The sequence below is a fragment of the Flexivirga sp. YIM B11880 genome, assembly GCF_058148645.1.
In genome coordinates this window covers 1-12,222 of the sequence record NZ_JBMAMH010000001.1, presented here as the reverse complement: position 1 = coordinate 12,222, position 12,222 = coordinate 1, and the positions used below count along the sequence as shown (strand labels likewise).

At 68.7% G+C, this 12,222-nt stretch carries 10 protein-coding genes; 5 read left to right on the top strand and 5 right to left on the bottom strand.

Annotated elements, in window-relative coordinates:
* Nucleotides 1-4 precede the first annotated feature (4 nt).
* From tcuA to ACN8HC_RS00040, 3 genes are all read left to right on the top strand, one after another.
* Nucleotides 5-1,513 carry an FAD-dependent tricarballylate dehydrogenase TcuA gene (gene tcuA / locus ACN8HC_RS00050; protein WP_490072823.1) on the top strand — a complete coding sequence of 503 codons (1,509 nt, stop codon included), beginning with the start codon at nt 5-7 and terminating at the stop codon, nt 1,511-1,513.
* Nucleotides 1,514-1,515: 2 nt separating this feature from the next.
* Nucleotides 1,516-2,904, top strand: a complete 1,389-nt coding sequence (locus tag ACN8HC_RS00045; protein WP_490072822.1) for an MFS transporter — start codon at nt 1,516-1,518, stop codon at nt 2,902-2,904.
* Between the two features lie 133 nt (nt 2,905-3,037).
* Nucleotides 3,038-4,249 carry a CynX/NimT family MFS transporter gene (locus tag ACN8HC_RS00040; protein ID WP_490072821.1) on the top strand — a complete coding sequence of 404 codons (1,212 nt, stop codon included), beginning with the start codon at nt 3,038-3,040 and terminating at the stop codon, nt 4,247-4,249.
* 300 nt (nt 4,250-4,549) lie between these two features.
* On the opposite strand, the gene ACN8HC_RS00035 is transcribed toward ACN8HC_RS00040, so the two are convergent.
* Nucleotides 4,550-5,674, bottom strand: a complete 1,125-nt coding sequence (locus tag ACN8HC_RS00035; RefSeq protein ID WP_490072820.1) for a right-handed parallel beta-helix repeat-containing protein — start codon at nt 5,672-5,674, stop codon at nt 4,550-4,552.
* Nucleotides 5,675-5,867: 193 nt separating this feature from the next.
* Between ACN8HC_RS00035 and ACN8HC_RS00030 the strand changes: the two genes are divergently transcribed.
* A complete protein-coding gene (locus tag ACN8HC_RS00030) occupies nt 5,868-7,628 on the top strand; it encodes a sensor histidine kinase (protein ID WP_490072819.1) in 1,761 nt (586 codons plus the stop codon).
* Nucleotides 7,616-8,263, top strand: a complete 648-nt coding sequence (locus ACN8HC_RS00025; protein ID WP_490072818.1) for a response regulator transcription factor — start codon at nt 7,616-7,618, stop codon at nt 8,261-8,263. The genes ACN8HC_RS00030 and ACN8HC_RS00025 overlap by 13 nt, the downstream gene beginning before the upstream one ends.
* 11 nt (nt 8,264-8,274) lie before the next feature.
* Here ACN8HC_RS00025 and ACN8HC_RS00020 read toward each other — a convergent pair whose 3' ends face one another.
* From ACN8HC_RS00020 to ACN8HC_RS00005, 4 genes are all read right to left on the bottom strand, one after another.
* On the bottom strand, nt 8,275-8,997 hold the full coding sequence (locus tag ACN8HC_RS00020) for an ABC transporter permease (RefSeq protein ID WP_490072817.1): 723 nt from the start codon (nt 8,995-8,997) through the stop codon (nt 8,275-8,277).
* Nucleotides 8,998-9,148: 151 nt separating this feature from the next.
* Nucleotides 9,149-10,063 (bottom strand): ABC transporter ATP-binding protein, encoded by a 915-nt coding sequence (locus tag ACN8HC_RS00015; protein WP_490072816.1) that lies wholly within the window; start codon nt 10,061-10,063, stop codon nt 9,149-9,151.
* Nucleotides 10,060-10,980 (bottom strand): hypothetical protein, encoded by a 921-nt coding sequence (locus ACN8HC_RS00010; RefSeq protein WP_490072815.1) that lies wholly within the window; start codon nt 10,978-10,980, stop codon nt 10,060-10,062. Before ACN8HC_RS00010 ends, ACN8HC_RS00015 begins: the two co-directional genes overlap by 4 nt.
* A 139-nt stretch (nt 10,981-11,119) precedes the next feature.
* Nucleotides 11,120-12,037 (bottom strand): ABC transporter ATP-binding protein, encoded by a 918-nt coding sequence (locus ACN8HC_RS00005; RefSeq protein ID WP_490072814.1) that lies wholly within the window; start codon nt 12,035-12,037, stop codon nt 11,120-11,122.
* Between the last annotated feature and the right edge of the window lie 185 nt (nt 12,038-12,222).

Sequence of the window (12,222 nt, the reverse complement as noted above, 5' to 3'; positions counted from 1 at the left end):
GTTCGTGTCCGACATCTACGACGTCATCGTCGTCGGCAGCGGAAACGCAGGATTCTGCGCCGCACACGCCGCCCGAGAGGCGGGATCCCGAGTCCTTTTGCTGGAGAAGGCGCCTCGCGCATGGGCCGGTGGCAACACCTACTTCACCGCGGGTGCCATGCGGATCGCCCACGGCGGCCTCGACGACCTGGCGGCGGTGCTCGAACCCGTTCCCGCGGACAAAGAGGGCCACGTCAGCCTCGACGCCTACACCCGGGACGACTTCGCGGCCGACCTGCACCGGATCACCAAGGGGCGCACGGATCCCGAGCTCGCCGAGGTCCTGGTCGGCGAGTCGCGCGGGGTGATCGACTGGCTGCACGGGAAGGGGCTGCGCTTCGAGTTGATGTTCCACCGGCAGGCGTATGCCGTCGACGGGCAGTGGCGCTTCTGGGGCGGTCTCTCGGTCGGGGTCGTCGACGGCGGCAAGGGTATGTTCGCCCAGCATTTCGCCGCTGCGCAGCGGGCAGGCATCGACGTCCGGTTCGGCGCCCACGTCACCGACCTGGTCGACAAGGGCGGCGAGATCACCGGTGTCGTCGTCAGCTCCGACGACGGTGTCCACGAGCTGCACGCCCGCGCAGTGATCCTCGCCAGTGGCGGGTTCGAGGCGAATCCGCAGATGCGCGCCGAAAACCTCGGCCCCGGTTGGGATCTCGCTCTCGTGCGCGGCACGCCGTACAACACCGGAGACGGGCTGCGGATGGCCCTCGCCCACGGCGCAGCGCCCTACGGTCAGTGGAGTGGGTGCCACTCGGTCGCCTGGGACGCGGGTGCGCGGCCGACCGGGGACCGGGAGCTGACCAACCAGCTGACCCGGGGCGGCTACCCCTTCGGGATCGTGGTCAACGGCAACGGCGAGCGGTTCGTCGACGAGGGCGCCGACTACCGCAACTACACCTACGCGAAGTATGGCGCCGCAGTCCTGCAGCAGCCCGATGGGTATGCCGTGCAGATCTTCGACGCCAAGGTCGCCGATCTACTCCGGCCGGAGGAGTATCAGGCGCCCGGTGCGACACGCGTCGAGGCCGACACGCTTGCCGACCTGGCGCAGCAACTCGGGATCGACCCGGCCGCGTTGGGTCGCACGGTCGCCGCGTTCAACGCGGACATCAACGACGCCCCGTTCGATCCCACGGTCAAGGACGGCAAGGCCGCTCCGACCGTCACCCCGCCCAAGTCCAACTGGGCGCAGCGGATCGACACCGCGCCGTTCGTGGCCTACCCCGTCACTTGCGGCATCACGTTCACGTTCGGCGGACTTCGGACCGACACCCATGGGCGGGTCCTCGACACCGCGGGCCGGACCATCCCGGGCCTGTACGCCGCCGGCGAGGCCCTTGGCGGCCTGTTCTGGTTCAACTACCCGGGCGGATCGGGCCTCACCGCGGGATCGGTCTTAGGCCGGCGCGCAGGGTATGCCGCGACGTCCGATCTGCTTGACAACCGGCGCTTTTCGCCTGAAGGAGTATGACCATGCGCGACACCATTTTGTCCGAACGACTGGACCGGTTGCCGATCGGACGGTTCCATCGACGGGTGCTGCTGGCGCTCGCGGTGGCCTTCCTCTTCGAGTTCGGCGACCTCAACACCTTCGCCTACGCCGCACCGGCGCTGAAGGACCACCTCGGGCTCAGCGTCCACGCGATCGCCGTCGTGACATCGGCGTCATTCGTCGGCATGTTCGTCGGCGCCACCTTCGGCGGACGGTTCGCCGATGCGGTGGGACGACGACGCGCGCTACTGATCTCCGTCGCGTTCTTCTCCGCGAGCTCCCTGCTGAACGCCTTCATGTCGGGCACGGTCAGCCTCGGCATCGCGAGGGTCCTGACCGGAGCCGGGCTCTCGGCGATGACGGTCGCGGCCACGACCTACGTGTGTGAGGTGATGCCGGCCGCGAGCCGGGGACGGATGCAGTCCGGCGTGATGGCCATCGGCCTGGTCGGCATACCGGCCATGTCGTTCGCGGCACGGGGGATCATCCCGCTCAGCAGCAACAGCTGGCGGCTGATCTTCGTGTTCGGCGCCCTGGGCGCGTTGGCGCTGCCGCTCATCGCCAGACTCCCGGAGAGCCCGCGGTGGCTGCTGCACCACGGGATGCACGAGCGCGCTCAGCAGGTCGTCGCCGCCATCGAGAGCGAGACCGGGCGGCCGTTGCCGGAACCCGCCGGCGGTTGGTCCGCGGCGCGTCACGAGCCGGAACACTGCAGCTACCTGAGTCTGTTCCACGGCGCGGTCGGCCGGCGCACGCTGATGTTGTCGGTCGTCTGGATCTTCCAGACGCTGGGTTTCTACGGCTTCGTCGCCTGGGTGCCGACCCTGCTGCAGGCGCACGGTTTCGACCTGGTGCACAGCCTGACGTTCTCGGCCCTCACCACCTTGGGCGCGGTGCCCGGCGCCCTGCTCGCCTGGCCGTTGTCGGACCGGTTCGGGCGCAAGGTGCCGATCGCTGTCGTGTCCGCCGCCATCGCGGTCTGCGGGCTGGCCTACGGCCTCACGTTCAACCCGATCGCGATCGTGGTCTTCGGCTTCTGCGTCAACGCACTGATCCAGACCTTCGCTGCGTTGCTCTACGCCTACACCCCGGAGCTGTACCCGACGGCATACCGCAACTCCGGCAACGGCTTCGTCTACGGCGTCGGGCGGCTGGCCAACATCATGGGCCCCTTGGTGGTGGCGACGATCTTCGGCAGTTACGGCTACAGCCCGGTGTTCGTCTACATCGCGGCGTGCTGGCTCATTGTCGCGGTGACGATCGCGCTCTTCGGCCCGCGCACCGGCAAGGAGCACCTGGAGGACCTGCAGGCCGCCGAGCGGCCGGTCGCCGTCGGTGGGGCGGGCATCGGGGTGCCCAAGTCCGCCTGACCGACGCCTGTCCGGCGAGACGCCTGTTCCGTTGGGGAGCAGGCGTTTTCGCCGTCTGCCGACGTGCTGGGAGGCGGTCTCGCCATACGGCTCGCGAGGTGGCCGAGGGAACCGCGCGTGTTACGTTCGCTCGGTGTCGAGCGGCATCAAGCAGGTCTCGCCGGACGAACGGTCGCTCGCCGGTCGTGCGGCGCTGGTCGCGGCCATCGGCATCATGCTCGTCGCGGCCAATCTCCGGCCGGCGGTGGTGTCGGTCTCGCCGCTGATCGAGACCATCTCGCACACGTTCGGCTTCAGCAGCGGCACCGCCGGATTGCTGACGACCTTGCCGGTGTTGTTCTTCGGCATCAGCGCTCCGGTCGCGCCGCGGCTGGCGCACCGCTTCGGCATCGAGCGGACCATCTTCGGGTCACTGATCGTCCTGCTCGCCGGCATCGCGTTGCGCCTGCTTCCGTCGCCAGGCGCGCTCTTCGGCGGGTCGGTCCTGGTCGGTGCGGGCATCGGTGTGTGCAACGTGGTGCTCCCCGCGCTGATCAAGCGCGACTTCGCGGACCGCTCGGGCCTGATGACCGGGCTCTACTCGATGACGCTCTCCGGGGGTGCGGCCGTCGCCGCCGGGCTGACCGTGCCCATCGACGACGCCTTGCACGATCGCTGGCGGTTGACGCTCGGGGCCTGGGGCCTGCTGGTGCTGGTGGCGATGGTCCAATGGCTGCCGCAGCTGCGGCGGGTGCACACGGTGAGCGCGGACCGGCCGAGCAGCAGCTTGTGGCGCGACCGCACCGCGTGGGCGATCACGATCTACATGGGGGCGCAGTCGCTGATCTTCTACACGTTCGGTGCGTGGCTGCCGAAGTTCCTCACCGATGAAGCCGGTATGTCGGCCGGCGGCGCCGGCGGCGTGCTCGCCGTCGGCCAGACCGCCGGCCTGCTCTGCTCGTTGCTCGCGCCGATCATCGCCGGCCGGTTCCGCGACCAGCGCGCAATCACCGTGGCATCCCTCGTGATCAGCACCCTCGGCTTCGTCGGCCTGCTGACCGTGCACAGGCCGCAGGTGCTCTGGGCATGCATCGTGATGATCGGTCCGGGTTGCGGGATCGGGCTCGCGCTGTTGTTCATGGTGCTGCGCAGCAACTCGACCCCTCAGGCCAGTCAGGTCTCCGGTATGGCGCAGTCGGTCGGCTACGGCCTGGCCGCGATCGGGCCGATCCTGATCGGCGCGATCCACGACTCCACCGGGTCCTGGACGGTCGCGATGTCGGTGCTGGCGTGTGTCGCCGTACCGCAGGGTCTTGCGGCGTTGCGTGCGGCGAAAGCAGGGAAGATGGCGCCGACCGACGCGTGAGACCTGGGCACGCACGAGTTCGCTCGGTCCGTCGGAGTGACACCGCGCCGATTCCGTTGCAGTCCTTCGACATTCACGGCATCCGCGCCGAAACCGAGTGCTTCTTCAACCACCCGGCGGCCTCGGCTGCCGGGACGAGCGCTCGACTCCCACATGCTCACCTTTGCGGCACATCGCCGCACGCTTGTCACGCTCGCGCTCGACAAGCACGGGATCACCGATCTCGGCTGGGGCGACCCGTTGGGGCGGGTCGCCGAGCGCTGAGTCGGCACGCCGCTCGCCATACCGATGCAGCAGCCGTCAGCCGTGGAAGATCGGCGTGCCTCCGGGAAGGACCGAGATGGTGTTTCCGGCCGTCTTGGGCGCGAAGTCACCGACCGACCAGATGCCGTAGTACTGCTGGCTGATGGTGTTGCCGGTCACTCTGGTCCCGACGTTGCGCGGTGCGTTGGTGCCGGGCGGGATCGGCGCCGGATTCGCGAACACGAGCACGCCGGCCGTCTCCGGTGCCTCCAAATGACCCCAGTTGTTCGCGGTGACGGTGTTGGAGGAGACCCGCACGCCGTAGGTCGCGGAGTTGAACGCCTCGGCGTTGACGATGATGCCGCCCTCGAACGACTGGGAGACCTTGTTGCCCACGACGTTCACGGCGTACACACTGGAGTAGGGCAGGTCCGCGGCGACCACGATGCCGCCGATGTCCGGTCCGGACGGCGTGAACGCTCCGATCGTCCCCGTGATGGTGTTGTTCCTGATCTGCAGGTGGGTGAGGTGACCGCCCAGGTTCTGGGTCGCCGCCACGATCCCGCAGCCGCTGTAGTTGGCGCTCGTCCGGTTGTCCCTGATGACGTCGTACCTCGAGGCGACGAGCGGTGCCGCGGGATTCTGGTTCTGCATTCGCCAGCCGGGATCGTTCGCGCCGTTGTCCATCAGGCCGATGCCGCCGCGGCCGTTGTTGTAGACGTCGTTGTCGGCCACGACCGCGTGGGAGACCCCGAAGAGACTGATCGCGAATGCCTGCCCGACATACGACTGCACGCCGCTGCCGGGCAGCGGCGGCGCCGACGGGTCGACGGTGCGGAAGCCGTTATCGTGGACCTTCGACCCCAGGATCCGCAGGTGTGACGTTCGCTCGGCGAAGATGCCCTGGAAGCCGGCATTCTTGACCGTGACGCCGGAGATCGTCACGTGCGTGACCCCTGCGCCGATGTAGATGCCGATGTCGCAGGCGCTGGCGTCAATCGTCCGATCGGCGATCCTCTGGTGGCCATGCGCCACGACGGCCGCGCTGAGTCCCGAACCGCCGACGTCCGGGGTGCACGAGTAATCATCGGCGTGGGCCGGTGTTGCGTAGACGAGCCCCAGCAGGGCGGTCGAGGCGACAGCCACGCCCGCAACAGCCGGCCTCCAGTGATGGTTGGACACAGGTGGTCCTTTCAACGTCGGAACAGGGCGCCCCCTCGCGGATGATCCGCGGCCCGAGATCCACGTTGTCCCCGCCGCCCGTCCCACTCAATAGACCTGGCCCCAGTCTTGGTGCTCGTCTTGAGTCGTCCCCGACCCGAGATCGCCGGAAATTTACCGTCCCGCAGCGCGGATCGGGGCCACACTGAGCCATGTGAGCAGCAGCGGCGCCGAGCGTCCGGCAGTGGTCCGCTCGCTCGGTGTTGCGCTGGGCTGCCTGGGCGTTGGGTTGCTCACGGCTACCGCCGGGGAAGTCGCGCTGCTTGCGTCCCATCCGGCAGCTCCGTGGTGGGAGTTCATCCTCGCCCCCGCCGCCGCTCTGGTGTATGCCGCAGCCGGCCTGCTCGCATGGTGGCGCCGACCGAGCAACCGGCTGGGCGTGATCCTGGTCGTCGGTGCAGCGGTCTGGTTGCTGACCGGTCTGGCCAACTCCACGCTGCCGGTGCTGGCCGCGGCGGGCGTTGTGGTCGCGACCGTTCCGCTCGGCATCGTGGTCCAGTTGGTCCTGGCGTTCCCGTCCGGCCGGATCCGCTCGCCCGCGGCCGCGTGGACGGTGCTGGCAGGCTATGTCGTCTGCATCGTCCTCCAGATGCCGCTCTACCTGCTGGTCCCTGCCGCCAGCCCGAACGGCATTCTGGCGGTCGCGGACCGGCCGGGTCCGGCGACCGTTGCGATGTGGTTGCAACGCGGTGCCGGCCTGGCTGTGGTGGCCGTGACCATCTGGTTGCTCGTCGGCAGGCTGTGGGCCGCGACGCCGTCGCAGCGGCGGGTGCTCGGCATCCTCTACGTCTACGGGGTCATCGGGCTCATCGCCACACCACTCGTGCCGACGGTCCTCGTGCCCGCGGCCGGTCTGTCCACTGATCTGGCGGGGGACATCCAGGTGGGGTTGCTGACAGTCGCACCGGTCGCGTTCGTCGCCGCGACGCTCCGAGGCGGCTTTGCACGTACCGGCGAGTTGGCCGAGCTCGGTGCATGGCTCGGCATGGCAACTACCGGGCGGCCGCCGCTGACGTCGGCACTCGCGCGCGCCCTCGGCGACGACACCGTTCAGTTGCTCTACTGGGTGCCCGACCGGAACGACTACGTCGACGAGTGCGGCGTCGCGGTGGCTTTGCCAGGTCCCGGCTCCGGCCGGGCAGTGGTCCCAGTGGAGTCCGGCTCCCGGCAGATCGGCGCGCTCGTCTACGACGGCACCCTCATCGCCGACCCGAACCTGGCGACGCAGGCCGCTCGCGTGGTAGCCATCGCGGTCGACCGGCAACGGCTCGAGGTCGAGTTGCGGGCCAACCAGCGGCAGTTGCAGCTTTCCCGGATCCGCATCCTGCAGGCCGCCAACCAGGAGCGGCAGAAGATCGCGCAGGACCTGCACGACGGACTGCAGGCCGATCTGGTGTTGCTGGCCCTCCAGGCCCAGCAGCTGGCTGCTCAGCCCGGCACTCCGCGGGCGATGGCAACAGCTGCGGTCGAGTTGCGCTCGCGGATCGACCAGGCGGCAGCGGACCTGCGCAATCTCGTTCGGTCGGTGATGCCCGCGCCGTTGGTCGAGCGTGGCCTCGCCGAGGCCACCGAGGACCTGGTCGACCGGATCCCGATGCCGACACGGCTGGAGTTCGACGTGCCGCGACGGTTGCCGGAGCTGGTCGCGAACACGGCGTACTTCATCGTCGCCGAGGCTCTGGGCAACGCTGTCAAGCACTCGAGCGCCTCGGCACTGACCGTCCGTCTGGCACAGCTGGACCACACGCTGACGCTCGAGGTGAGCGACGACGGGGTCGGCGGTGCGCGGCCGACGGCCGGACTCGGACTGCGCGGTCTCGCCGATCGGGTGGATGCCCTGGGCGGCCGGTTGAGTCTCGAGAGCCCTGCTGGTCAGGGCACCCGGGTGCTCGTGGAGCTGCCGTGCGGGTCGTGATCGGTGAGGACGAGGTGCTGTTGCGGGAGGGGCTGAACCTCGTGCTGCGGCAAGGCGGCTTCGATGTCGTGGCGACGGCCGCCGACGCCGAGTCGCTGCTGCGCATGACCCGTGAGCAACAGCCGGACCTGGTCGTCACCGACATACGTATGCCGCCGGATCACACCGACGAGGGGCTCCGGGCCGCGCTGCAGATCCGCACCACAATGCCGGCGATCTCCGTCGTCGTGCTGTCGCAGTACCTGCAACGCCGGTACGCGCTGGAACTGCTGGCCGGTGCGCCCACGCGGGTGGGCTATCTGCTCAAACAGCGGATCGCCGACGTCCCAACGTTCTGCGCGGACCTGCATCGCGTGTGTGCCGGTGGCACGGTGCTCGACCCGGAGGTCATCGCGCTGATGATCAGCCGGGCCACCAATCAGCGCGGTGGGCTCGACAGCCTCACCCGTCGCCAGCGGCAAGTGCTCGCGGCGATGGCCGAGGGCCGCAGCAACGCGTCCATCGCGCGATTGCTCACGATCACCGAGAAGGCGGTGGTCCAGCACGTGTCCCACATCTACGCCACGCTCGATCTCGCGGACACCCCGGACGAGCACCGGCGGGTGCACGCGGTCATCCGCTACCTCTCGGGCTGACGCCTCGCGGGCTACTCCTCCGAGATCGTCATCGAGGTGAGCCGTTGGCCGGCCAGAGCGACCCCTGCTGCGAAGGCGACCACGGCGCCGAGCACGGCATACAACAACGGCACACCAGGTTTGCCGTCTCCGGTCGCGGTGGCGATGTGCTGGATGACGGCATTGCCCCACGCCCGCGCGGACAGCCACTTGACCGGCGACAGCAGCGAGGAGATCGTCGACTCCCACAACAGCCAGAAGAGCAGGCAGCCGACGATGCTGCGCTTCATCGTGGTGGCGAGGGCGGTGAAGATGCCCACGTAGGCCACCGTCGAGACGACACCGCCGACCAGTGCCGCGATCGCGACCTGGGAGGATCCGCCGACGAGCAGCAGTCCCGCCAGCAGCATGGGCGCCGCGGCGAACGCGACACCGGCGCCGAGCACGATCACTGCCTTGCTGCTGATGATCGTCAGGCGGGAAATCGGTTTGGTCAGTAGGTAGATGATCGATCCGTCGTCGAATTCGGAGTTGATCAACGTGGTGGTCGCGACCAGTGCGACGATCGGCACGACGATGCCGACCCCGAACACCCGCAGGAAGCTTTCCGCGGAGTAGTCGTCGTCGCCGCCGGTGGACGCGGCACGGATGACAGCCGCGAGCACGAGCATGATCACCGGCATCGCGATCATCAGCCAGACCCGCGCGCGACCGAAGAGCGAGCGCAGTCCGAGACGCAAGATGGCGCTGTTCATGTCGGGGTCCCGCAGAGTGTCGGAGGAGCAGGTCGGGGTCCTCGCGAAGTATCGGAGGAGCGAGTCGGGGTTCCCGCGACGTATCGGAGCGAGGCGCGAGCGGAGAACTTCGTGGGGTGACGGAGCGGGGGAGAACTTCGTGGGGTAACTGTCATTGGTTCACCAGGTAGGAGAAGACGCTCTCCAGGGACTCGTCGGTGGGCGTGAGTTCGAAGATCCGGATGTCGTTCTGCTGCGCGACTTTGGGCACGAGAGCTGCGAACCGGCCGAAGTCGTCCGCCTCGACCTCGAGTGCTGTGCCGCCGCGCAGCCGCGCTCCGCGAACGGACGCGTCGGCCAGCAGCAGCGTCGCCAGGGCGCGGTCGTCGGAACTGCGCACGACGTACTGGTTGGGCCGGTCGGTCATCAACCGCCGGATGGCGGCGAAATCCCCACTCGCTGCATGACGTCCGGCGACGACGACCTCGACCTGGCGCGCGATCTGCTCGACCTCCTCCAGGATGTGCGAGCTGAAGACGATCGTGCGTTCCTGCTCGGCGAACCGCGTGAGCAGGCCCATCATGTGCCGCCGCTGGATCGGGTCCATTCCGTTGAACGGCTCGTCCAGCAGCAGGATGCCGGGGTCGTGCACCAGTGCCGACGCGACCTTGATGCGTTGTTTCATCCCCTTGCTGTAGGTGGAGATCTTCCGGCCGGCGGCATCCGACATCTCAACCAGGCCGATGGCCCACTCCGTCGCCTTCGCGGCCTGTGGCACGCGCTGCAGGTCGGCGTTGAGCCGGACGAACTGCGCTCCGGTGAGGAAGTCGTAGAGCGACTCCTGCACCGGCACGAGACCGATCGGCCCGTAGATGCGGATGTTGCCGCGGGTCGGCTCGCCGTCGATGGTCACCGTCCCGCTGGACGGCGGCAACAGGCCTGCCATCATCGACAGCAGGGTCGACTTGCCGGCGCCGTTGGGTCCGAGCAGACCGGTGATGCCGGGGCCGATGTGCATGTTGACGTCATTGACGGCGACGACATTGCCGTACCACCGCGACACGTCGGCCAGCACGAGCTCGCTCATAACGAGGCAGCCTTCCGGGTGCGGTGCAGCAGAACGTATGCCGAGCCGAGGATCCAGCAGGCCACCGCGACCCCGAAGACGACGGTCCAGCCGCTGCCCGGGTGCAGCACCGTGTCCGATGGCGTCGGCTGGTGGAACGCGCCGCTGATGAACTCGGCCACGACGGTGAACGGGTTGAAGAGCGCCCCGATGAAGCTGAGCGTCTCGTTGCCGGCGCCGTATGCCGCACCCTGCACGGCCGTGACGACCCCCGACGTGAGCATCAGCGCGACGATCACTGCGGTGACGGCCAGCCCGGAACGCGTGGTGATCGCGGAGACCATGCCGGAGAAGGTGGCCAGCATGACCGCGAGGACGGCCACCCCCACGATCGCGGCCAGGTAGTTCTTGGTGTGCTCCCCGTGGTCGACGTCGGCACTCATTGCCGCGCCATACCAGACGGTCAGCGGCACGGCGACCACTGCGAAGAGCGCGGTCGCGAGCGCTGCCAGGCGCATGAGCACGTAGGCAACCCGGGAGAGCGGACGTGCGAAGTAGAGCACGACCGTGCGATAGCGCAGGTCCCGCGCGAAGAGCACCGGCGCCTGAGCCGCCGCGAAGATCGTGATGAGCAGCTGCGTCCAGTAGGGAAAGCCGAAGTAGTTGGCCAGCGGCGCGAACAGGTTCGCCTGGCTGGACAGTGACATCTTGTTCAGCTGCAGCAGCAGGCCGGCGAGCACCAGCGCGGGAACCATCAGCAAGGCGGTGACGAGCCACGGCATCACCTTGGACTTGCCGGACCGGCCCAGCCCGAAGCAGTGCCGCAAGGACGTGAGGTAGAGCGCCCAGGCGACCGCCGCCGTGCTCTGCCGCTTGCCGGTGAACGGCCGGTAGCCGATGTCGTGGATGACCCCGCGGCGTGCGTTCTCCCCGTTCATGCCCTCGTCGCGCCTCTGCCCTCGGCTGCGGGCCTCGCTGCGCTCGTGTCCTCGCCTCGGTCGGCGCTCATGCCTGTGGTCGCGCCTCTGCCCTCGGCTGCGGGCCTCGCTGCGCTCGTGTCCTCGCCTCGGTCGGCGCTCATGCCCGACCACCTCTCTGTCCGAAGACCTCTTCCAGGCTGTGGTGCACCTCTTGCAACCGGACCAGACCGAGGCCCTCCGCGGCCACGAGATCCCGGATCAGGTCGAGCGTCTCCGGCCGCTCCACCTGGACCTCGATGCGGTCGCCGACCGGCCAGGCCCGCACACCCCGGTCGAGCAGCGCCTGGCCGATGCGCCGGTCGCTGCCGGCCGGCCCCAGCACCTCGACGAGCACGTTGCCAGTGGTGTGAGTCAGGTCCTGCGTCCGATCGGCACGCAGCAACCGGCCGGCGTCGATGACGATCACGTGATCGACCGTGCGCTCCAGCTCGCCGAGCAGGTGGCTGGTGACCATGACGGAAATGCCGAAGTCGTGCCCGATGCGGCCGATCAGCTCCAGCATGTCGTCCCGAGCGCGCGGATCGAGGCCGTTCGTCGGCTCGTCGAGCAGCACGAGTTGCGGGCTGTGCACGATCGCCTGGGCCAATTTGGCGCGCTGCTTCATGCCGGTCGAGTAGCCGCCCATCGGCCGGTGCCGTTCCTCGGCGAGTCCGACGTGCCGCAGCACATCGGAAGTGCGCTCGCGCGCTGCATTGCGAGGCAGACCGGACATCATGGCCATGTGCATGACGAACTCGGCGGCGGAGACATCTCCGGGGAGTACGTCGTGCTCCGGCATATAACCGACGAGGCTGCGGACCCGGGCGCCGTCGGTGGCCGGATCCATGCCGAGCACCCGCACGACACCGCTGGTCGGGTGGAGCAGCCCGAGCAGCACCTTGATCAGGGTGGACTTCCCGGCGCCGTTGACCCCGATCACTCCGGTGATGCCCTCGGGGACGGTCAGCGTCAGCGCGTCCAGCGCGCGCACCCGGGGATATTGCACCGTCAGACCCTGTGCATCCGCGACCCCCATGCGGGCAGCCTAACCGCGGCACGCGCATATCTCGCGACGGTCGCGGCTTTTGCACGCGTGAGGCGGGGCAAAGTCAAACGGTCGAGGCAACATCGGTTCAGGCTGCTGGGGTTTCGAGCAGCTCGGCGAGCCGTTGGGCTGGGGTATGTAGGTCGAGTGTAGGTCGCGGCCTGCGGTTGAGGGTG

What these genes read in the sequence shown, in the direction of transcription:
- ACN8HC_RS00020 (WP_490072817.1), bottom strand. Translation starts at nt 8,997, where the DNA reads ATGAACAGCGCCATCTTGCGTCTCGGACTGCGCTCGCTCTTCGGTCGC.
- ACN8HC_RS00045 (WP_490072822.1), top strand. Translation starts at nt 1,516, where the DNA reads ATGCGCGACACCATTTTGTCCGAACGACTGGACCGGTTGCCGATCGGA.
- ACN8HC_RS00005 (WP_490072814.1), bottom strand. Translation starts at nt 12,037, where the DNA reads ATGGGGGTCGCGGATGCACAGGGTCTGACGGTGCAATATCCCCGGGTG.
- ACN8HC_RS00015 (WP_490072816.1), bottom strand. Translation starts at nt 10,063, where the DNA reads ATGAGCGAGCTCGTGCTGGCCGACGTGTCGCGGTGGTACGGCAATGTC.
- ACN8HC_RS00010 (WP_490072815.1), bottom strand. Translation starts at nt 10,980, where the DNA reads ATGAACGGGGAGAACGCACGCCGCGGGGTCATCCACGACATCGGCTAC.